The sequence below is a fragment of the Streptomyces longispororuber genome (genome assembly GCF_014656095.1).
GTDB lineage: Bacteria > Actinomycetota > Actinomycetes > Streptomycetales > Streptomycetaceae > Streptomyces > Streptomyces longispororuber.
This window is the reverse complement of sequence record NZ_BNBT01000029.1, coordinates 29,700-49,507: the sequence shown is the minus strand read 5'-3', so window position 1 is coordinate 49,507 and position 19,808 is coordinate 29,700. Positions and strand designations below refer to the sequence as shown.

The window sequence follows — 19,808 nt, the reverse complement described above, 5'->3', positions numbered from 1 at the left end:
CCCGCTCGTTACTGCTGGCATGACAGCTATGACCCCCGGCTCGAACATCCCCCTGACCGCGACCCGCGTGGCGGTGGACGTCTCCGCCCCCGTGAGGCTTGACGTTTCGGGCCTGCTGCTCACCGCCGACGGCAAGGTGCGCTCCGACGACGACTTCATCTTCTACAACCAGCCCGCGGGCCCCGGCGTGACCTACCGCTCCGGCGGCGGCACGACGCCGGACGCGATCACGGTGGACACCACCGCCGTGCCGCCCGGCATCGAGAAGATCGTCGTCACCGCGAGCCCGGACGCGGCGGGCCAGACCTTCCAGGGCGTCGAGCCCACCGCCACGATCCGCAACGCGGACGACGGCGCGGTGCTCGCCACGTTCACGCCCCCGCAGCTCGGCACGGAGACGGCCCTGGTCGTCGTGGAGATCTACCTGCGCAACGGCGCCTGGAAGGCCCGCGCCGTCGGCCAGGGGTACGCCAACGGCCTCGCGGGCATCGCGACGGACTTCGGCGTCACGGTGGAGGAGCCCGCGCCCGCCGCCGCCCCGGCCGCCGCCCCGGCGCCGGCCCCGCAGCCCGCGGCCCCCATGGCGCCCCCGGCCGGCCCTCCGGTCCAGGGCCCGCCCCCGCCCGCCGCGGCCGCCGCCCCGCAGGCCCCCGCGGCCCCGGCCCCCGGAGCCGGGAAGATCAACCTGGACAAGGGCCGCGTCAACCTCCAGAAGAACCAGACGGTGTCCCTGGTCAAGGGCGGCCGCCCGCTGCTCTCGCAGGTCAAGATGGGCCTGGGCTGGGAGCCCGCGTTCCGCGGCAAGGACATCGACCTGGACGCCTCGGTCATCGCGTACGGCCCGCAGCGCAACCACATCGACAGTTGTTACTTCGGCAAGCTGAAGATCCTCAAGGGCGCCGTCAAGCACTCCGGCGACAACCTGACGGGTGAGGGCGGCGGTGACGACGAGGTCATCACGGTCGACCTCGGCGCGCTCCCGCAGGACGTCACGGGCCTGGTCTTCACGGTGAACTCCTTCTCGGGCCAGAAGTTCACGGAGGTGGCCAAGGCGTACTGCCGCCTGCTCGACGGCGCGACCGGCGAGGAGCTGGTCCGCTTCGACCTCACGAACGCCGAGGCGCAGACGGGCGTGATGATGGCGAAGCTGATCCGCCAGTTCTCCGGCGAGTGGGAGATGACGGCCATGGGCGACTTCGTCAAGTCCCGCACGGTCCGCGGCATGGTCAAGCCCGCGGCCCAGGCCCTGTAGCGGTCTCGTCGCCGGGGCGGATCGCGCACCGGCGAGCACACGCGCGGCCCTGCCGGGGGTCACAGTCCGGCAGGGCCGCGGTCGCCTGCCCGCGAACCGGGGCGGAGGCCGCCACCTGGGGCTGCCCCAAAACGCCCAGAGCGCACCCACCCTCACCCCCCACTCATCGCCGACGCCTGCGACGCCCCGCCCGCGGCCCTGGCCCGCCGACCGGCGGCCCCTCGCGCGGACACGGCCCCGCATGCCACACCACACGGACGCCGGCCCCGGACGGCGAGTCCTTCGCGCAGGAGGCGACCGGCTCGCCGGGCCGGATCGGCCGATCGCAGCGCCAGCACAGCAGCGCACCCGCACTCACACCCCCACCTCACCCTCGGCCGGATACGCGGCCAGCTCGCGCAGATGACGGGCGAGCTCTCCCACCCGAAGGGCTGCGGCCATCGGCCCGACGCACAGGTCGGGCTCCTCACCCTTCGCCGCCAAAGCCGCACGCGCGTCGTCCATGACCTTGAGGTGCTGGTACCACTCCCGACTGCGGACCGGCGCCGCGGCGGCCGCCCGCTCCGCCCCGGGCAGACGCAGCCGGATCTCGGCGACGAGGCGCCGGTGCACCTCGGCGGTCTCCGCAGGAGGAGGCAGCGTCCTGCCGGCCTCGCTGGCCGCCGCGAGCAGTTCGTCGAGCTGCCTGGTGGTCGTCATGAGCGTGTCCCCACTGCGATGGTGTCCGAGCCTGCCCACGCGGCGAGCGCCCGCAGGACGACGGCCAGACGCCGCTCGCCCAGCGGAAGGCGCGTCCAGTCCGCGCGGATGCCGTCGTCGGTCTGGGCGACCAGGACGCGCTGCCCGGGCAGCCTGGCCAGTAGCTCCTGCTCGTGCATGACCATGGTCACCGGTATCCGGTCGGAGTCCTCCGGTGGCCCAGACCCGCAGACGCTCCTCGACGGGCGCGGGCTCAGGCCCGGGAGCGGGCGGGGTGTAGTCGCGGTGCACGGTCATCCGCATGCCTCCACAGGCGTAGGAAGTCCGCTGGGGGAGCAGGCGGCCAGCCAGGCGTCAGCCGCGTCACGAGGGGCGGCGCGCATCGGTGCGTCCATGGCTGGGACGGTAGAGCTGTGCCTTGCTGTCCCGTCGATCGATTGCGCGTCATTGCGCATATCGCCAGGCCGGTTACAGCGGGTTGCTCAAGAAACGTCGAGTGCTGCCCGTGCGCGGCCGATCAGCCGCCGGGCAGGGGAGCCGTACTGAGCCGACTCCGCCAGCCAGTCCCAGGCCCGTTCGTACACCGCGATGTCGTCATCCCCCGTGAGCCACAGCTCCTCGCTGATGGTCTCGACGATGACGAGGCGGCGGTCGTAGAGCCAGAAGGCGTGCGGGGCCGTACGGCGCAGTTGGACGCCGAAAGGAATGATCCCCAGGGCAACGCGGCGCTGGCCGACGAGGTTGTACAGCCGGTCCAACTGTTCGGCCATCACGTCCGCCGGGCAGGGGCGGTGGTGGAGGGCTGCTTCACAGAGCACGAAATGGAAGCTCTTCTCCGGGTCCCAGAGCGCTTCCTGCCGACGCATCCGCGCCTCTACGGCCTCCTCGGTCGTCGGCGAGATGCCGCGGAACTCCGCGAGGCCGTCGAAGACGACGCGCGCGTACTCCGGTGTCTGGAACAGCCCCGGGATCCGGGATACCTCGAGGCCACGGATCTGCCTCGTCGCGTCGGTCAGCTTGACCCCGACCTCCTGCCGGCCACGGAGCCCGCCCGCGAGCTGGCGCCGCCAGGACCGGTGCCGTTCCCTCATGCCCAGTGCTGCCAGCAGCCCGTGCAGCTCGTCGATGGCGTCCGGGCGGCCGACCGCGCGAGCCCATGCGGAGAGGTCCTCGCGCGTCGGGGTCTGCTTGCCGTTCTGGAGTCGGGAGACCCGCGACGCCTGCCAGCCGAGCAGCGCGGCGAGATCCTTGCCTTCCAGACCCGCCTCGACGCGCAACTCCCGAAGGTGCGCGCCGAGGGCTTCCCTGGCTGTCTGGAAATCCGTGCTCACGCGGGCGAACGTACCTGCTTGACGAACTCGGCGGTACGGGTGGCGTGGTGCCAGGCCGTGTCTCGGGCCTGGCAGGCAGCAAGGACCTCGGTGGTGTCCTCGGTGACGTACACGCCCAGGGTGGTGTCCTCGTCGTCGAAGGCGAACCGCACGAGAACCTTCGAGTCGAACAACCAGAAGTCGAAGTCCGGCAGCCGGAGGCGTTCCGCCTCCGCACGGGGCAGATTTCGGATGTCCTCACCCGCGGCGACGTTGCCGAGTCCACTCGCGAGCAGGAACTCCTGGCCCTGGGTGGGCGGTTCATCGACCACCCGCACTCGCTCGAACCGCTTGCCCTGCCCGGTCTGCTCGCGGACGTTCGCGAGCCAGGCGCTGTCGGGGCCGGACGCGATGTCCTCCCCCGCCAGGAACTGCTGCCACTTCGGACTCTTGCGGTCGCTGGCATAACCGCGGCGCGTCTCCAGACGCCACGCGGTGTGGCGGAACTCGCGGAACAGGTGCTTCACGTCGCTGAACGGCGCCAGCTCAGGCGCATCGGCACGCGGAGCGTACCGGACGAGCAGCGACCGCGGTACGCGTACGAAAGCCTCGGACTCCCTTACGTCCCGGAGGGTGGCGAGGCGGCGAGGGTCGGTCTCGAGTTCGCCTTGGACGAGGATCTCGTCCGTTCCTTCGATCTCGTAGAGGGTGGGGCAGTCGCCCTCGTCGCTGGTGGTACCGATGAACCTGAGCGGCATGTGGCCCTCCGTGTGCGCCGGTTGCGAGACCAGCATGCAGGCGGCGCTTAGGGCAAGGGGGCGGATTGCGCTGGATTGCTGATCCCGGTAGGCCTGCCGCGATTGCGCGCAATCGGTCGTCGCCCCCGCCCTCTGGCGCCGGGCACAGCGGGGCGGCGGCCAGGGGCGGTGACCCCGCGCATGGGGCCGCCGCCCCGGCGCGGCGGAGGCGTCAGGCCGCCCACGGCCAAGTCGCGTCGCGGCCCGCTTCCAGCAGGGGCACCAGGCGGAAGGCCGCGTCCGAGAGGCCGCCGAAGGTGTGGCGGGCGGCGGTGCCGGAGGGGCCGTGGGCCGTGCGGTAGCCCGCCAGGTTCCAGGTGTAGACCGGGACGTGCGGCGGGACCTGGGCGGTGGGGTCGCCGTGGTGGTGGTACGCGGCCTGCTCGTCGGTGACGATCAGGACGCGGTCGTGCCCGCGGTAGTGGCGGCGCACCGCCTCCGTGGTGTCGGTGCCGCCGAGGTCCCCGAAGCGGTCGAGGACCTTCAGGACGGACTCCCCCGCGCGGTACGCCACGGGCGCGCTGGTCGTGCCGAACTCGACGAGGTCCGCGTCGTGCGCCCGCAGCGCGAGCGCCGTGCCGAAGACCGCCGCCGCGTCCGCGCGGTTGAGCTGCGAGCGCTCCGACAGCGGCGCCCACATCGAGCCCGAGCGGTCCACCAGGATCAGCGAACGGCCGGGCAGCGCGGGCACGTTGCCCAGCGAGTGGCCGAGCGCCCGCTCCAGCGCGTACGCCCAGCGCAGCGACGGCGCGTGCTGGTACGCGGCGAGGTAGCGGAACGGGAACTGCCGGGACCGCGCGACCTCATCGGGGTCGGCGAGCTTCGCCGCGACCCGGGCCGCGACCTCGTCGCTCACCCCCGCCTCGTCGAAGTTCCGCAGGTTGCGCAGGAGCGCCATCGCGCCCATGGACGGGATCACGGCCTCCCAGGCCGCCTTGTCCATCGGCCCCTGGAGCCAGCCCGCGAGCGCCTCCCAGGTCATGCCCGCGGCGGCGAGCCGCTCGGCGCCGCCCGCCCCGGTGACGACCTTGCGCCGCTTGGCGACGCGCAGCGCCATCAGGTCGCGGTGCGCGGCGAGCGTGGTCAGCGAGGAGGGCACGGCCGCGGTCTCGGGGTGGTGGCGCCGGTCGAGCGCGTACCGGAACAGTTCGCCCTGCCACGGCTTGGCCGGGTCGGGCGCCGCGTGCACGAGGTTCAGGACGTCGCCGAAGCGGTAGCCCTTGGACGCCGTGTCGTACTTCAGGAGGGCGCGCTCGCTGTAGAGGCGGCGCACGGCGTCGGCGATGCCGCGCTTCACGGGCTTCGGTATCGCGCGGCCGTACCGGCTCGTCCAGTAGCCGAGCAGTTCGCCGGGCTCGTCCGGGCGGCGCAGGACGGAGGCGACGACCTGGCGGTTGGCGGGCCCGTCGGTGGCGCCCGCCGTCAGCCGCGCCCGCACGTACTCGGCCGCGCCGACCAGGGACGCCGTCCGCATGTTGCCCTCGCCGCGCAGCCAGCCGAGCAGGCCGGCCGTCCACTGCGGGTCCTCGACCGCGAGCTCGCGCACGAGTGCCGCGAACCGGTCGTCGCGGGCCTCGCCGCTCTCGTAGTACGTCTCCTGCGTCACGAAGTTCGCCACCGCGAGCAGGAAGAGTTCGGAGCGCGCGTCGCGCAGGTGTCCGCGGCCGCCCTGGTGCGTGCGGGTGACCTGGCCGGTCGTGCGCACGGGCGAGGCGGGCGGCGCCTTGGCGGCCTTGACGTTGAAGCGGGCCATGCTGGATTCCCCCGGAAGCGAGGCCTCCCGAGGTCTCCTCGGCGGCGGCGTCGTTTCAGGAAGGGAAGGAGCCGCAGCCCGCGCACCGGGAGGCACGACAAGTCTGTGCGTGTCCAGAGATCGAAGCGGCGGAACTGACGTATGGCGCTCTCACCCCTGAGCTACACCGGCCTGAGTACCGGTGGCGGGACTCGAACCCGCGGCCTCCCCGTTAGCAGCGGAAGTAAGTCCTGCCTGCGCACCTGGACACACCCCTCACCTTAGGAGGGCGATCGCACGGGACGCCACGGCTTTTTCGGCGAGCGGGCCGGGCGCCGCGGTCCGGCGCCCCGCCCGTGTCCGGCGGCCCCCACGCCCGCGGGCCCGGTCAGGGGTGCCGGCGCCGCCACGGCCCGGTGATCGCGAACAGGATGCCCGGCGACTGGATGCTGGCGTACAGCGTCTTGCCGTCCGGCGAGAAGGTGACGCCCGCGAACTCGCTGAAGGACGGCTTCTCGGGCGTGCCCGCGTTGAGTTCGTTGCGGGCGATCGGGTACGTGCGGCCGCGCTCGGTGGCACCGAACAGGTGCTGGATGCCGTCGCCGTCCTCGGCGAGGATCAGGCCCCCGTACGGCGAGACGGTGATGTTGTCCGGGCCGTCGAGGGCACCGTCCTTGCCGGGGTCGGGGTTGACGCCGAGCAGCACCTTCAGGGTCAGCGTGCGGCGGCCGGGGTGGTAGAACCACACCTGCCCGTCGTGCTGCGCCCCGGGGCTCTCCTCCCGCGCGTACGAGGACACGATGTACGCGCCGCCGTCGCCCCACCACATGCCTTCGAGCTTGCGGGCGCGGGTGACCTCGCCGGTGGTGAACTGCTTGCGCACGGGGACGGTGCGGGCGTCGCGGTCGGGTACGTCCACCCAGTCGACGCCGTACACGGTGCCGGTCCGGGTGGCGCGGGACAGGTCGTCGACGAAGCGGCCGCCGGAGTCGAAGCACTTGGGCGCCTGCAGGACGCCCGCGTCGTCGGCGAGGGTGCGGAGCTGCCCGCGGCCGTGGCGGAAGCCTCGCGGCGGACTCCAGCGGTAGAACAGGCCGTTCGGCCCCGAGGCGTCCTCGGTGAGGTAGAGGTGGCCGCGCTTGGGGTCGACGACGACGGCCTCGTGGGCGTAGCGGCCGAGCGCCTTGAGGGGCTGGGGGTCGCGGTTGGCGCGCCGGTCGCGGGGGTCGACCTCGAAGACGTAGCCGTGGTCCTTGGTCATGCCGTTCTGGCCGGCCTTGTCCTCGGTCTCCTCGCAGGTCAGCCAGGTACCCCACGGGGTGGAGCCGCCCGCGCAGTTGGTGGCGGTACCCGCGATGCCCACCCACTCCGCGACCTCGCCGCCACGCCGGTGCTCCACGACCGTGCAGCCACCGGACGCGGCCGGGTCGTACACCAGCCCCTCGGTGAGCGGTACCGGGTGCTTCCACTTGGAGCGGGGGCCGCTCAGCTCGTGGTTGTTGACGAGCAGCGTGACGCCGCGCGGCCCCGCGAACGCGGCGGTGCCGTCGTGGTTCGACGGCGTGAACTCGCCCGACTCGAGCCGGGTCCGGCCGCTGTGCGTCAGGACGCGGTACGAGAACCCGGCGGGCAGCGCGAGCAGGCCCTTGGGGTCGGGCACGAGCGGGCCGTAGCCGGGCCCGCCGTGACCGTGGCCGTGGCCGTGGCCGTCCACCGCGTCCACGTCGAGGTCCGGCGCGGCCAGCGCGCCGGGCGCGGTGGCGAGCGCGCCGACGCTGCCGGCCAGGGCGACCCCCGCGCCGGTGAGCGCGGACCGTCTGGCGAAGTCCCTGCGGGTGAGCGACGACATGGTTTCTCCTCGGGGCGTGCGGGAGCGGACGGGGGCGCTCGGGCGGAGGACCGCGGTCGAGCGCGGCGGGGCCACGTGGACGGACGGGCCGTGCGCGGGGCGCGTACGGCCGGACCTGGTGTCGGCGACAGATTTCCGCTCACGTATAAACGGCGGTTGAACGCCGTCCGACTTCGGCGGGCGGCTTCCGGAGCACCTCGTTCCGACGGGGGGTTCCGACGGCGGTTCCGGCAGTGGTTCCGGCAGCGGTTCCGGCAGCGGTTTCCGCAGCGGTTCCGACCGACAGCCGCTGACAGCCACTGACAACCGCTGACAACCGCTGACAACCGCTGACAACCGCCGGCAACTGTGCTTTCCGTTGGTCGTCCTCGTTTCCCGCGTCAGGAGAACCCCATGACTCTGCCGGACACCGGCCGCCGCGTTCTGGTCACTGGCGCCTCACGAGGGCTCGGCCGGGCCCTGGCCCGGGCCTTCGCGGACAACGGCGACCGGGTGGCGGTGCACTTCGGCACGCGAGCGGAGGAGGCGCGGGAGACGCTCGGCGCGCTGGCCGGGGAGGGGCACGCGCTGGTCGGCGGCGACCTGTCGGACCCCGCCGGGGCCAAGGACGTCGCGGACCGGGCCGCGGAGGCGCTCGGCGGCCTCGACGTACTGGTCAACAACGCCGCCGTGAACCTGCCGCACCCGCCCGTGACCACCTCGTACGAGGAGTGGGCCGTGCTGTGGCAGCGGCACACGGCCGTCAACCTGCTCGCCACGGCGCACCTCAGCCACCTCGCCGCGCACCGCATGATCGACCAGGGCACGCCCGGACGGATCGTCAACATCGGCTCCCGCGGCGCCTTCCGGGGCGAGCCCGACCACCCGGCGTACGGCGCGACGAAGGCGGCGGTGCACGCGCTCGGCCAGTCCCTCGCGGTGGCGCTCGCCCCGCACGGCATCGCGGTGGCGTCGGTCGCGCCGGGCTTCTTCGAGACGGAGCGGGTCGCGCACCGGCTGAACGGCGCGGAGGGCGCGGCGATCCGCGCGCAGAGCCCGTTCGGGCGCGCGGGCACGGCGGCGGAGATCGCGGAGGCCGTCCTGTGGCTGGCCTCGCCGCGGGCGGAGTGGGCGTCCGGCGCGGTCCTGGACCTCAACGGGGCCTCGTACCTGCGGACGTGAGCCCTCCGGATGAGCGCGGACGCGCGCGGACGTGAGCCCTCCGCACGGGAGCGCGCGTACGACGTTCAGGTGTACGAAGATGACGGGCACGTAACTGGTCGGAAGGAGCTTCGTAAACAAGGTCAACAGGCGCGGACCGGCGCCAAAGCCATGATTTACCGCAGACCGCCTTGACCGTCGCCGGGCCCGGCAATAGACACCTCCCTACCTGCACCACCCACGCGGGAGGTGAGCCGGAGTGGACGCACGCCAGGCACGCCACCTGCACGAGGACCGGCTGATGAGGCTGGCCAATGTGACCGGGGTCGGCGTCGGCAGGGACGAGCACTCGGGCGCGGACGTGATCGTCGTCTTCGTCGCCCGCCGTGTGCCCCGCGACCGGCTCCGGGACGAAGACGTGGTCCCGGACACGCTGGAAGGCATCCCCGTACGCGTGCTGGCGGTCGGTGACGTCGGCGCGCAGGGCGGCCCCTGACGGCGCGCTCCGGGCCCCGGACCCGCTACACCAGGGGAAGAGGTGGTCTGGCGTGAGCCAGTCCGAATGGATGCGAGGACCCACCGGCGGCACGCTCAGTGACAGCTCCCGACAGCAGGCGCTCGGCGACTTCCTGCGCCGCGAGGAGCCGCTCGCGAACGTCGTCGGCTTCGGGCACGGCGTGAAGTGGACCGACGGGCAGCCCACCGGCGAGCCGGCCGTCCTGGTCTTCGTGACCCAGAAGGTGCCCGAGTCGCTGCTGCCCGAACGGGACGTGATCCCCCGGCAGATGGACGACGGCACGCCCACGGACATCGTCGCCGTCGGCCACGTCGCCGCCCAGCGCCGGCAGCGCACCGCCGTACGGGCCGACGAGCGCGGGCAGCTCGCCTACGACACCGACGGCGTGGCCGGCGACCAGCTCGCCGGCATCGGTATCGGCACCGGGCGCCTGGAGGAGCCCGGCGGCCTCGGCGCGTTCGAGCCGCAGTTGCTCAAGCGGCGGATGCGGCCGTGCCCCTCGGGCTTCTCCGTCGGCAACGTCCGCGTGACCGCGGGCACCCTCGGCAGCGTCGTGTACGACTTCCTGCCCGGCGCCTCCGTCGACCCGCCCGCGGCGGGCCTCGGCGTACCCGCGAAGTTCTTCATCCTGTCCAACAACCACGTGCTCGCCGACTCCAACCGGGCACAGCTCGGCAGCCCCATCGTGCAGCCCGGCGTCTTCGACGGCGGCCAGGATCCCGCCGACCGTATCGCGACGCTGGAGCGCTTCGTCACCATCCAGTTCGCCCCGCAGATCCCGCTCGACCGGCACAACAACGTGGTCGACGCGGCCCTCGGCGCCGTGGAGTTCCAGGACGCCACGCGCGAGCAGTACTTCAGCGGGGCGCCGCGCGCCTGGCGGCGCAAGACCAACGTGGCCGTGGGCGACCGGGTGAAGAAGTCCGGCCGCACCACCAACATCAGCTTCGGCCGGATCATCTCCGTCGACGCGACCATCGACGTCAACTACGGCACGGCCGGCACCGCCCGGTTCAAGGACCAGATCCTCACCACGAACATCTCCGCGGGCGGCGACTCCGGGTCCCTGGTGACCTCCTTCGACAACGTCGCGCTCGGGCTGCTCTTCGCCGGGTCGTCGACGGTGACCGTCATCAACCACATCGAGAACGTCCGCGCGCTGCTGCGCGTCGAGGTAGCGGAGCAGTTGGCCTGACGGCCGGGAAGGGAGGGCCCACCCCATGACCACGCACACACGCAAGCAGAAGTCCGGCTCGCGCGCGGAGCACCACTTCTTCAACCCCCAGGGCGCCGAGGTCAAGACGCGCGACGAGGCGTTCGCCGCGCCCGCCCAGCAGGACGTCTCGTCCCAGGCCGTCGCCACGGAGTGCAAGCTCACGCTCCACAACGGCCAGGTCACCTTCGCCATGGAGGTGTCGTACAACCCCAACACCTACCCGCACGTCGTCATCGGCGGGCGCATCACCTCCGGCATCTGCGGCGCGCCCTGGGACATCACCGGCGGCCACATCGGTGACACCCTCCGCCTCGACGCGAAGCGGGCGGGGCAGGGGTCGTGCGCCTCGACGATCACGATCGTCGGGCAGTACCAGAACCCGCCCGCGTACCGCGGGACGTACGGGTTCGAGGGCGCCACGTCCTCGTTCCGGCACACTACGCGGTACGAGTGCTAGGCCTCGGGCCGGCTGGGGGTGCGGGGCTCTGGTGAGCGGGGCGGGGCCGCCCCGGGGGCCTGGTCTCCCACCCGCCCACCCGTGCGGCGCGGGGGCCCTGCTCGGGGAGGCCGGTCCCTTACCCGCCCACCCGCCCGTGCGGCGCGGTGACCCGGTCCGGGCGCGGCCTGGCGGCTCGCAGGCGAGTGGGCGGGCGCGCCCCCGCTACCGCGGCGGGACCTCCCACCCGCCCACCCGTACGGCCCGGGGACCCGGCCCGGCCCCGACCTAGCGGCTCACACGTGGGCGATCAGGCGCCACCGCTACCGCGGCGGAAGCCCCCACCCTTACAAGGCAGTTTCCCCGCGCAGCCCCGGCCCGGTGGCCCTCACATGGTTCGTCGACTGTCATCGCCGCTGTCGCGGCGGGACCTCCCCTCCACCCACGGTGGTTGACCTGGGGCTGCCCCGGCCCGGCGACGGACGCGTGGTTGGGTTCGTCGGCTGCGCCACTGCTGCACGCCGGGGGTGAGTGTGCGCCTGCACTCGCCAGTGGGGCAGGCGGGTGGGACCACCCCGGCGGTAGCCCGGCTCCGGCGGTGAGTTCAGGCGGGGGACCACCCCGGTCGTGAACCGCCCTGGGTACGTCCACCCCGGAGGTAGACCTGCCCGGGCGGCGGGGGCAGCGGGTGGGACCACCCAAGTCGTGGACCGCCCGGGGACACACCTACCTCAGCGGTAGGCCCACCCCGACGATAGGCCCGCCCCAGTAGTACAGGCAGGCAGATGGAACGCCCCGGTGTTAGGACCGCCACGGGGTACGTCGACCTCTGGGTAGCCCCGCCCAAGCGGCGGGGCCAGGCGGGTGGGTGGACCACCCCAGTCATGGACCGCCCCGAGGTACACCCACCTGGCGGTAGAGCCGCCCGGGCGGTGGGGGCAACGGGTGAAACAACCCCAGTCGTGGACCGCCCGGGGACACACCCACCCCAGCGATAGGCCCGCCCGGAGTTACACCCGCCCCGGCAGTAGGCCCTCCACCGGCGCGGGGGCGGCGTGTGGGACCACCCCGGTCGTGGGACCGCCCAGGGGTACACCCACCCTCGCGGTAGACCCACCCCGACGACAGGCCCGCCGCAGTGGCGCGGGCAGGCATGGGATCCGCCCCGGTGGTAGGCCCGCTGCAGTACGCCCGACCCCAACAGTGGACCCGCCCCAGAGGTGAGGGCGGTGGATAGGACCACCCCAGTCGTGGGACCGCCCAGGCGCACACCCACCCCGAGGTACACCAGCCCCGGTCGTGGGACCGCCCGAGGTACACCCACCCCGGCAGTAGGCCCCACCCCGGCAATACACCCGCCCCGATGGTGGGGCCCAGAGCCCAAGGCCCGGCAGGGCGGGCAGATGCCGGAACGGGCAGGTGGCTCCGACGAGCAGGGGCGGGTGGGTGGGAACGCCCCGGTGACGAACCCACCCCCGAGACGGGCCCAAGCCAGAGGCGGGCCTGTCCTGGTGATGGCAGCGGGGCAGGTGGGGCCACCCGGGCGGTAGCCCCGCCCCAGCGTTAGGACGCCCCGGGGCGGTGGGCCCGCCCCAGCGGTTGCCCCATCCCAGCAGGTAGGGGGTAGGTGGGTGGGTGGGAACACCCCGGTGACGAACCCACCCCAGTGACAGGCCCACCCCGACCACGGGCCCCCGGCGGTAGCCCTGCCCCCGCGAATGGCCCCGGAGCCCGAGACACCCGGAACCGGCGAACGCCCGCCACAGGCGGATGCCCCAGGCGGACGGCGGGGCCGGGGGCGGATGCCCCGGGCACGCGGTGAGGCCGAGGGTCCCGGCACGGGCCAGGAGACCAGGTGAGCGGTAAGGCCGAGGCCGGGCCAGCGGCGGCCCGGCCTGAGGGGTACGGGCCAGACCGACGGTGAACCGGCCTGAGCAGCACAGGCCAGGCCAGCAGGGGCCCGCCCTGAGCGATACAGGCCAGGCCAGCGGGGAGCGCCCTGAGCGGCACAGCCCACACCGACGGCGGACCGCCCTGAGCGGCACAGCCCACACCGACGGCGGCCCGCCCTGAGCGGTACAGCCCAGGCCAGCGAGGGACCAGCCTGAGTGGTTCGGGCCAGGCCAGCGAGGGACCAGCCTGAGTGGTTCGGGCCAGGCCGGCGGGGGGCCGGCCTGAGCGGGCGGGTCGGCCAGGGCCCGAGTGGTTCGGCCCGCCTCGGGGGGCCTCAGGGCTGCTGCGAGCGCGCCTTGAAGGCCGCCTTACGGGCCTCCTTCGCCACCCTCTTGTCGGAGTGCAGCCGCCCCATCGCCTCCAGGACCTCCGCCGTCGCGGGGTGCCCGACCCGCCACGCCGCGGCGAAGAACCCGCTGTGCTGGGCGGCGAGCCCCTCGACCAGCGCCCGCAGCTCCTCGGAGTTGCCCTCGGCGGCGAGCTGCGCGGCGAGCGTGTCGATGGTCAGCCAGAAGACCATGCCCTCGGAGGGCGCGGGCACGTCCGTGGCCCCGTGCTCGGCCAGCCAGACCCGGGCGAGGCCGCCCAGCTCGGCGTCGTCGAGGACCTCCCGCAGCGCGGGCTCCGCGCTGACGCCGACCAGCGAAAGAGCCTGCTGACAGCGCAGCCGCCGCAGCGGCGCGCCCTCGTCCCCGCCACGGGCGGCGGACAGCAACTCCCGCGCGGCCTCCAGCGGTTCGCGCCGCGCCAGCCACCCCTCGATCTCGGCCTGCGCGGCGGCCCGCGGGAACGCCCCGGTGGCGTCGAGCAGCGTATCGGCGCCCTTGTCCGCGAGGTCGCCGACGGCGGGCGCGTCCACCCCGGCCTCCAGCATCCGCGCCCGTACCCCGTACAGCCCGAGCGGCGTCAGCCTGACCATGCCGTACCGCGTGACGTCCTCGTCGTCGACCGGCGACTCGGACTCCGCGCCGGCAGCGGCATCGGCGGTCTCGTCGATGTCCGCCATCAGCGCCTCGTCGACGGGCTGGTACGCGACGAGCCCGATGGGCTCCAGCATCCGGAACTGGTCGTCGAGCCGCATCATCGCGTCGGAGACCTGCTCCAGGATGTCGTCGGTGGGCTCGCCCATGTCGTCCGGCACGATCATGGACGCGGCGAGCGCGGGCAGCGGCACCGCGCCGTCGTCGGGCGCGCCCTCGCCGACGGTCAGCAGGTACAGGTTGCCGAGGACGCCCTCCAGGAACTCCGCCTCGGCCTGCGGGTCCCAGCCGAGCTCGGCGAAGTCGATCTCGCCGCCCTCCTGGAGGGCGTCGACGAGGTCGTCCAGGTCGGGCACCGTCGCGTCGGCGAAGACGGCGTCCAGGGCGCCGAGCCAGATGCCGAGGACGTCCTGCGGGGCGCCGGAGGTGATGAGCGCGAGCTCCTCACCGGTGGTGACGGTGCCCTCCTCCCCACCTTCCTCCGCGCCGTCCGCCGCGTCGTCGGGGTCCGCCACCTCGACGAGGCCCGTGTCGACGGCGACCCGCCAGGCCTCGCTCGCGTACGCCGCCGCGTCCCCGGGCTCCAGGCCGTCCTCGCCGTCGACGAGCCCGAGCTCGGCCGCCGCCGCGGGGAGCTGCTCGTCGACGAGTTCGCCGCCCGCGCCCACCCGCGTCCCCGGCCCGGCCCAGCGGGCGAGCCGCACCGCGCGGCTGAGCAGGGGCGTGGCGAGCGCGTCCCGCGCGAGCTCCGCGTCTGAGTGCAGCAGCACCGGCGGCAGGGTGGCGGGGCTTTGGGACATCGGCTGGTTCTCCTGACGGGCCTGACGGTGTACGGGTCTGCTGCGTGAAGCCTAGACGGGTTCGGGCGCCCGCCGCCCCCCGCTCGGCCTCCGTCACCCCGGCCCGGGGCGCTCCGGGCTTGCCCCTCTTTGCCGGGGTTCATGTCCCTGTCAGAAAACGTACAGCCGGAGAACACCGGCACAACCTTGACAACTGCCCTGCTCAGGCCAGAGATTGACGCGCGTAGAGCGCACCCCTCGCAGGGGCCGTGACGCCCTGCCACCCCCTTGCCGAACCCCTTGAACCCCCCGCCCCCCGAACCCCTCGAACGTCCCGAACGTCCCGAGCCCCCCAACCCTCGAACCCTCGAATCCCCGGATTCCCGAGTACCCGGAGCCCTCGATGCCCCACATATCCCGCACGTCCCGGTCCACCGCCGTGAGCGCCCTCGTCGCCACCGCCCTCGCCGCCGGCCTGCTCGCCGCGTCCGGCCCGGCGACCGCCGCCGACGGCCAGGTGCGCGTGCACGACATCCAGGGCACCACGCGCCTGTCACCGCTGGCGGGCCGCGAGGTCGCCGACGTACCGGGCATCGTCACGGGCGTGCGGACGTACGGCTCGAAGGGCTTCTGGATCCAGGACCCGAAGGCCGACGGGGACCGGGCCACCAGCGAGGGCGTCTTCGTCTACACCGGGGCGGCCCCGACGGTGCGCGCGGGCGACGCGGTGCGCGTCTCCGGCACCGTCACCGAGTACGTCCCCGGCGGCGCCAACTCCGGCAACCAGTCCCTGACGCAGCTCACCAAGCCGACGGTGACCGTCGAGTCGTCCGGCAACCCGCTGCCCGCCCCCGTCACGATCAACGCGAAGACGGTGCCGTCCCGGTACGCGCCGGCCGGCGACCCGGCGCAGGGCGGCAGCGTCAACGGGCTGCCGCTGAAGCCCCGCTCGTACGCCCTGGACCTGTACGAGTCCCTGGAGGGCATGAACGTCCGCGTCGGCACCTCGCGCGTCGTCGGCGCCACCGACCCGCACGCCGAGCTGTGGGTGACCGTGAAGCCGCACGAGAACACCACCCGGCGCGGGGGCGCGCGCTACGGCTCGTACGAGTCGCAGAACACCGGGCGGCTCCAGATCCAGCAGCTCACGCCCCTCTCCGAGCGGCCGTTCCCCACGGCGGACGTCGGGGACGTGCTGACCGGCTCCACCGAGGGCCCGCTGGACTTCAACCAGTACGGCGGCTACACCCTCACCGCGCGCTCCCTCGGCGAGGTCGTGCGCAAGGGCCTGGAGCGGGAGCGGACCCGCCCGCAGCGCGCGCGGGAGCTCGCCGTGGCGACGTACAACGTGGAGAACCTGGACCCGGGCGACCCGCAGGCCAAGTTCGACGCCCTCGCCGGGGCCGTCGTCACCAACCTGGCGTCGCCGGACATCGTGGCCCTGGAGGAGATCCAGGACAACAGCGGCGCGAAGAACGACGGCACGGTCGCCGCCGACCAGACCCTGCGGAAGTTCACGGACGCGATCGTGGCGGCGGGCGGCCCGCGCTACGCGTGGCGCTCCGTCGACCCGGAGAACAACAAGGACGGCGGCGAGCCCGGCGGCAACATCCGCCAGGTGTTCCTCTTCAACCCCGAGCGGGTGTCGTTCACCGACCGCGGGGCCGGCGGCGCCACGACGCCGACGGAGGTCGTGCGGCAGGGCGGGCGCGCCGCGCTCACCCACTCCCCGGGCCGGCTCGACCCGGCGAACGCCGCGTGGACCAACAGCCGCAAGCCGCTCGCGGGCGAGTTCACCTTCCGCGGCCGGACCGTCTTCGTCGTCGCCAACCACTTCGCGTCCAAGGGCGGCGACGAGTCCCTGACCTCCCACCACCAGCCGCCGTCGCGCCCCTCCGAGGTGCAGCGGGTCAAGCAGGCCGAGGCGGTCAACTCCTTCGTACGGAAGATCCGCGCCGCCGAGAAGAACGCGGCCGTGGTCGTCGCCGGTGACATCAACGACTTCGAGTTCTCACCGGCCACCAAGGCCCTGGAGGCGGGCGGCGCCCTGCGCGCGGGCATCACGTCCCTGCCGCGCGCCGAGCGCTACTCGTACGTCTTCCAGGGCAACTCCCAGGTGCTCGACCAAATCCTGCTCAGCCCCGGCGTCGGCCGCTTCTCCTACGACAGCGTCCACGTGAACGCCGAGTTCGCCGACCAGAACAGCGACCACGACCCCCAGGTCGTACGCTTCCGCCCGTAACCGGCCCGGCGGGGAGCGGTGCTCAGCGCGGACCCACGCCGAAGGCGAACCGGTACCGCCGCTCGGCACCCTCCACAGCAGGCACCGCCTCCCCGTCCCCGTCCCCGTCCTCCCATTCCCCGTACACGAACACCCGGCCCCCGTCCGTACCCAGGTAGGCATGGGCCGCGACGAGCCCGGACGCCCCCGCCCAGGCCGACAGCACCTCGTCCGCCGCGGCCTCGCCGCCCCCGGCCCCGGGGGCGGCGAGCTCCACCGTCGTGTAGACCCGGGGCACTCCGGCCCCCGAGGCCCCGGGAGCCACGCTCCGGTAGTGGCCGGTCCTCATCAGACCGAGGCGTTCCACGCCGGGCACCGCCGCGTCGATCTCGGCGTTCCGCTCGTCGCGCCCCCGCGCGAAGAAGTCCTGGTACGCCTGCTCGTCGCGCCACTGCGAGTGGTGCATCAGGGTGGAGCCGTCGACGCCCTCGTACACGCTGTACGACAGCAGCCCCTCGTGCGGCCAGGGCCGGCTCTCCCAGGCACGGGCGATGGCGTCGACCGCGGCCTGCTGCCGCTCGGGCGTGCCCACGCGCCAGGTGCTGAAGAAGGTGAGGCCCGCGTCACCGGCGAGCGGGGCGGGGGGCGTGGTGAGGCGCTGGGTCGGCTTCGGCATGGCAGTGCTCCAAGGATCGCGGGACGGTACGCGGCTCGCCGCGCGGCGGCGCCGTACGCGTCCCACGCTCCAAGGTGAACCAAGGTTGAAGTCAAGCCCGTCGAGTCCGCCACGCCCGTGACGGCCGCTCAGTCCTTCACGTCCGGTCCGTCACGCCCGTCACGGCCGTCGAGCCCGTCACGGCCCCTGAGCCCGTCAAGGCCGTAGCGCCCGTCACCGTCACGGCCGCTGAGCCCGTCAAGGCCGCCGGGCCCGTCACGGCGCTGAGCCCGTCCCGTCGAGCTCGTTGCACCCGCCCCTTCCGCCGGGCCCGTTGAACCCGCCCCTTCCGTCGAGCCCTCACGCCCCTTCCGGCAGCGTCACCGCGACCAGGCCCGGCCGCTTCGCCGTGTGCCCGTCGTGCCGCGCCGGCCACCACGGGGTCCGGCGCCGCACCCAGGGCCCCGCCGCCCCCGCCAGCCACCACACCTCCTGCGCCGCGCCGCCCAGCGCGGAGACCGGGGCGAGCGGCGGCAGCGGCCGGGCCCAGTCGGCGTACCCGGGGACGCCGAGCGCGTCGGCCACACCGGCGGCGACCCGGGCGTGCCCGACCGGGCTGGCGTGCATCCGGTCGCGGCTCCACAGCCGCGGGTCGGCGGCGATCCGCCGCGGGAACAGGTCGAGGACGACGACGCCGTGCCGGTCGGCCGCCGCGCGGATGCGGGCGTTCAGGTCGATGACGCGGGGCTGCGCACGCCGCGCCAGCGGGGCGATGCGGCCGATGTCCGGGATCGTGACGGTGGCTACGCGCGCCCCCGCGCCGGTGAGTTCGGCGAACATCTCCTCCATGGCACGTGCCGTGCGCGCCGCGTCGTAGCCCGGCCCCATCAGGTCCTCGACCCCGGCCACGACGGTCGCCAGGTCGGGCTTGAGGTCCAGGGCGGGGCCCAGTTGCTCGTCCTTGACCTGCTCCGCGACGCGGCCGCGCACCGCGAGGTTGGCGTAGGTGAAGTCCGGGTGTCCTGCGGCGAGGATCTCCGCGAGCCGGTCGGCCCAGCCGCGGTAGCCGCGGTGCTCGTCACCGTCGCCGAGCCCTTCGGTCCGGCTGTCTCCGACCGCGACGTACCGCGCGTACGGATGCGAGGTCATGGCCCGAGGGTCCTGCGGAGGCAAGCCCTCCGTCAACGAGGCGTCGGCGCCCCGAGGCGCACTCCGGCCACACCGCGCCCCGTCACGCGCCCCTGCCCCCTCCGCGCGCCACCGAACGGCACCGCGGCGGGCCCGGGCGGGCCCCATCAGGCCCGGGTCCGGACCCGCCCGCGCCGGGCCCGCCGCGGGGCGCTAGCCCCGGTCCCGCAGCCGCCCCAACTCGCTCTGGAACCAGTCGAGCCGGGCCTGGAGCAGCGCCGCCTCGGCGGCGAGCTCCGGCAGTCCGAGGCCGGTGGGTGTCCCGGCCGCCACCGCGGCGGCCGCGGTGAGCCGCAACCCCTCCCCGGCCACCGCCGCGAACCGGCCGAGCGCCAAGGCCCGGCGCCCGGTGCCGCGCCCGCACGCGCCGCACACCCCTTCGAGGGCGCGCCAGCCGGGCCTGCCCCAGCCCGCGTCGGCGAGGCCCGTGGCCGCGGCGCCGCAGCCGCAAGGCTGCACGGTCACCGAGCGGACCCGCTGCCGGGCGTAGCGGAAACCGCGCTCGAAGCGGATGTACGCGCCGAGCACCGTCACCTCCAGGAGCGCGGCCGTGCGGTGCTCGGCGGTGCACAGCAGCCCTTCGGCCTCGGCGCGCGCGTGCACGCAGTGGAAGCCGCAGTCGCAGCGGCGGTGCGGCGCGCGGTGCCGTCTGCCGTAGGCGCAGCGGGCCGCGTCGAGCACGCCGTAGGGCAGGCTGCCGCCCAGGGAGACGCCGGTGAAGCCGGCCCGGGTGCCGTCCTGGGACAGCATCGGGTGGGCGATCTTGTATCCGGTCGGCGGCTCCTCCGGGCGTTCCGAGGGAAGCCGGAGACTCATCGGCCGACGGGCACCTCGAGCGGAGCGCGGGGCTCCGACTCCTCGGTCTCCAGGACGCGTTCGATGGTGAGGTCGTCGGCCGCGGCGGTGTCGCGCGGCTCCTCCTCGGCGATTCCGGTGGCGAGTGCCTTGCCCAGCCTCATGCTGCCTCCTGTGAACGGCCCGTCGGCGGACCAGCCGGCCGAGGGACGGAACGACGGACAGAACGGACAGAAACGACGGACGGTACGTGCGACAGGGCCCGGCGCGCGGTGCGCCCGGCTCCCGC

General features: G+C 74.0%; 17 protein-coding genes and 1 tRNA gene. 6 read left to right on the top strand and 12 right to left on the bottom strand.

What is annotated here, in order from left to right; genetic code table 11:
* Nucleotides 1-28 precede the first annotated feature (28 nt).
* Entirely contained in the window at nucleotides 29-1,252 is a 1,224-nt protein-coding gene (locus IE330_RS12615; protein WP_190136056.1) for a TerD family protein, read from the top strand.
* A 354-nt stretch (nucleotides 1,253-1,606) separates the two neighbouring features.
* Here IE330_RS12615 and IE330_RS12610 read toward each other — a convergent pair whose 3' ends face one another.
* The 7 genes from IE330_RS12610 to IE330_RS12580 all read right to left on the bottom strand — a co-directional run bounded on the left by IE330_RS12610 (nucleotide 1,607) and on the right by IE330_RS12580 (nucleotide 7,639).
* A complete protein-coding gene (locus tag IE330_RS12610) occupies nucleotides 1,607-1,951 on the bottom strand; it encodes a DUF6415 family natural product biosynthesis protein (RefSeq protein WP_190136033.1) in 345 nt (114 codons plus the stop codon).
* Nucleotides 1,948-2,136: a hypothetical protein gene (locus tag IE330_RS12605; RefSeq protein WP_190136032.1), complete on the bottom strand. Its 189-nt coding sequence runs from the start codon at nucleotides 2,134-2,136 to the stop codon at nucleotides 1,948-1,950. The genes IE330_RS12610 and IE330_RS12605 overlap by 4 nt, the downstream gene beginning before the upstream one ends.
* Before the next feature lie 297 nt (nucleotides 2,137-2,433).
* Nucleotides 2,434-3,282 carry a helix-turn-helix domain-containing protein gene (locus IE330_RS12600; RefSeq protein WP_190136031.1) on the bottom strand — a complete coding sequence of 283 codons (849 nt, stop codon included), beginning with the start codon at nucleotides 3,280-3,282 and terminating at the stop codon, nucleotides 2,434-2,436.
* The gene (locus IE330_RS12595) at nucleotides 3,279-4,019 is read right to left on the bottom strand and encodes a DUF6879 family protein (RefSeq protein WP_190136030.1); all 741 of its coding nucleotides are present in this window, start codon (nucleotides 4,017-4,019) and stop codon (nucleotides 3,279-3,281) included. The genes IE330_RS12600 and IE330_RS12595 overlap by 4 nt, the downstream gene beginning before the upstream one ends.
* Before the next feature lie 211 nt (nucleotides 4,020-4,230).
* On the bottom strand, nucleotides 4,231-5,811 hold the full coding sequence (locus IE330_RS12590; RefSeq protein ID WP_190136029.1) for a TROVE domain-containing protein: 1,581 nt from the start codon (nucleotides 5,809-5,811) through the stop codon (nucleotides 4,231-4,233).
* 176 nt (nucleotides 5,812-5,987) lie between these two features.
* Nucleotides 5,988-6,067: transfer RNA gene (locus IE330_RS12585), tRNA-Ser, on the bottom strand.
* Nucleotides 6,068-6,178: 111 nt separating this feature from the next.
* Entirely contained in the window at nucleotides 6,179-7,639 is a 1,461-nt protein-coding gene (locus IE330_RS12580) for an alkaline phosphatase PhoX (RefSeq protein WP_190136028.1), read from the bottom strand.
* A gap of 393 nt (nucleotides 7,640-8,032) precedes the next feature.
* Between IE330_RS12580 and IE330_RS12575 the strand changes: the two genes are divergently transcribed.
* From IE330_RS12575 to IE330_RS12560, 4 genes are all read left to right on the top strand, one after another.
* Nucleotides 8,033-8,800, top strand: coding sequence for an SDR family NAD(P)-dependent oxidoreductase (locus IE330_RS12575; RefSeq protein WP_190136027.1), 768 nt, complete (start codon nucleotides 8,033-8,035; stop codon nucleotides 8,798-8,800).
* Nucleotides 8,801-9,038: 238 nt separating this feature from the next.
* Nucleotides 9,039-9,275: a hypothetical protein gene (locus IE330_RS12570; protein ID WP_229925588.1), complete on the top strand. Its 237-nt coding sequence runs from the start codon at nucleotides 9,039-9,041 to the stop codon at nucleotides 9,273-9,275.
* 70 nt (nucleotides 9,276-9,345) lie between these two features.
* Entirely contained in the window at nucleotides 9,346-10,491 is a 1,146-nt protein-coding gene (locus IE330_RS12565; RefSeq protein WP_190136054.1) for a chymotrypsin family serine protease, read from the top strand.
* A gap of 25 nt (nucleotides 10,492-10,516) precedes the next feature.
* Nucleotides 10,517-10,969, top strand: coding sequence for a hypothetical protein (locus IE330_RS12560; protein ID WP_190136026.1), 453 nt, complete (start codon nucleotides 10,517-10,519; stop codon nucleotides 10,967-10,969).
* 2,206 nt (nucleotides 10,970-13,175) lie between these two features.
* Here the strand turns inward: IE330_RS12560 and IE330_RS12555 are convergent.
* Nucleotides 13,176-14,681, bottom strand: a complete 1,506-nt coding sequence (locus IE330_RS12555; RefSeq protein ID WP_190136025.1) for a hypothetical protein — start codon at nucleotides 14,679-14,681, stop codon at nucleotides 13,176-13,178.
* A 382-nt stretch (nucleotides 14,682-15,063) separates the two neighbouring features.
* Here IE330_RS12555 and IE330_RS12550 point away from each other — a divergent pair, with 382 nt between their 5' ends.
* Nucleotides 15,064-16,902 carry a DUF8508 domain-containing protein gene (locus IE330_RS12550; RefSeq protein WP_190136024.1) on the top strand — a complete coding sequence of 613 codons (1,839 nt, stop codon included), beginning with the start codon at nucleotides 15,064-15,066 and terminating at the stop codon, nucleotides 16,900-16,902.
* A gap of 22 nt (nucleotides 16,903-16,924) precedes the next feature.
* On the opposite strand, the gene IE330_RS12545 is transcribed toward IE330_RS12550, so the two are convergent.
* The 4 genes from IE330_RS12545 to IE330_RS12530 form a co-directional block, all read right to left on the bottom strand.
* Complete coding sequence (locus IE330_RS12545; protein WP_190136023.1) at nucleotides 16,925-17,557, bottom strand: antibiotic biosynthesis monooxygenase; 633 nt, start codon at nucleotides 17,555-17,557, stop codon at nucleotides 16,925-16,927.
* A 339-nt stretch (nucleotides 17,558-17,896) separates the two neighbouring features.
* A complete protein-coding gene (locus IE330_RS12540; protein ID WP_190136022.1) occupies nucleotides 17,897-18,685 on the bottom strand; it encodes an SGNH/GDSL hydrolase family protein in 789 nt (262 codons plus the stop codon).
* A gap of 192 nt (nucleotides 18,686-18,877) precedes the next feature.
* Entirely contained in the window at nucleotides 18,878-19,540 is a 663-nt protein-coding gene (locus IE330_RS12535; RefSeq protein WP_190136021.1) for a hypothetical protein, read from the bottom strand.
* Complete coding sequence (locus tag IE330_RS12530; protein WP_190136020.1) at nucleotides 19,537-19,683, bottom strand: hypothetical protein; 147 nt, start codon at nucleotides 19,681-19,683, stop codon at nucleotides 19,537-19,539. Before IE330_RS12530 ends, IE330_RS12535 begins: the two co-directional genes overlap by 4 nt.
* Between the last annotated feature and the right edge of the window lie 125 nt (nucleotides 19,684-19,808).

Excerpts from the sequence above, each read along its gene's own strand:
- IE330_RS12615 (WP_190136056.1), top strand. The coding sequence starts at position 29 with ATGACCCCCGGCTCGAACATCCCCCTGACCGCGACCCGCGTGGCGGTG.
- IE330_RS12610 (WP_190136033.1), bottom strand. The coding sequence starts at position 1,951 with ATGACGACCACCAGGCAGCTCGACGAACTGCTCGCGGCGGCCAGCGAG.
- IE330_RS12605 (WP_190136032.1), bottom strand. The coding sequence starts at position 2,136 with ATGGTCATGCACGAGCAGGAGCTACTGGCCAGGCTGCCCGGGCAGCGC.
- IE330_RS12595 (WP_190136030.1), bottom strand. The coding sequence starts at position 4,019 with ATGCCGCTCAGGTTCATCGGTACCACCAGCGACGAGGGCGACTGCCCC.
- IE330_RS12590 (WP_190136029.1), bottom strand. The coding sequence starts at position 5,811 with ATGGCCCGCTTCAACGTCAAGGCCGCCAAGGCGCCGCCCGCCTCGCCC.
- IE330_RS12580 (WP_190136028.1), bottom strand. The coding sequence starts at position 7,639 with ATGTCGTCGCTCACCCGCAGGGACTTCGCCAGACGGTCCGCGCTCACC.
- IE330_RS12575 (WP_190136027.1), top strand. The coding sequence starts at position 8,033 with ATGACTCTGCCGGACACCGGCCGCCGCGTTCTGGTCACTGGCGCCTCA.
- IE330_RS12565 (WP_190136054.1), top strand. The coding sequence starts at position 9,346 with ATGCGAGGACCCACCGGCGGCACGCTCAGTGACAGCTCCCGACAGCAG.
- IE330_RS12560 (WP_190136026.1), top strand. The coding sequence starts at position 10,517 with ATGACCACGCACACACGCAAGCAGAAGTCCGGCTCGCGCGCGGAGCAC.
- IE330_RS12555 (WP_190136025.1), bottom strand. The coding sequence starts at position 14,681 with ATGTCCCAAAGCCCCGCCACCCTGCCGCCGGTGCTGCTGCACTCAGAC.
- IE330_RS12550 (WP_190136024.1), top strand. The coding sequence starts at position 15,064 with ATGCCCCACATATCCCGCACGTCCCGGTCCACCGCCGTGAGCGCCCTC.
- IE330_RS12545 (WP_190136023.1), bottom strand. The coding sequence starts at position 17,557 with ATGCCGAAGCCGACCCAGCGCCTCACCACGCCCCCCGCCCCGCTCGCC.
- IE330_RS12540 (WP_190136022.1), bottom strand. The coding sequence starts at position 18,685 with ATGACCTCGCATCCGTACGCGCGGTACGTCGCGGTCGGAGACAGCCGG.
- IE330_RS12535 (WP_190136021.1), bottom strand. The coding sequence starts at position 19,540 with ATGAGTCTCCGGCTTCCCTCGGAACGCCCGGAGGAGCCGCCGACCGGA.
- IE330_RS12530 (WP_190136020.1), bottom strand. The coding sequence starts at position 19,683 with ATGAGGCTGGGCAAGGCACTCGCCACCGGAATCGCCGAGGAGGAGCCG.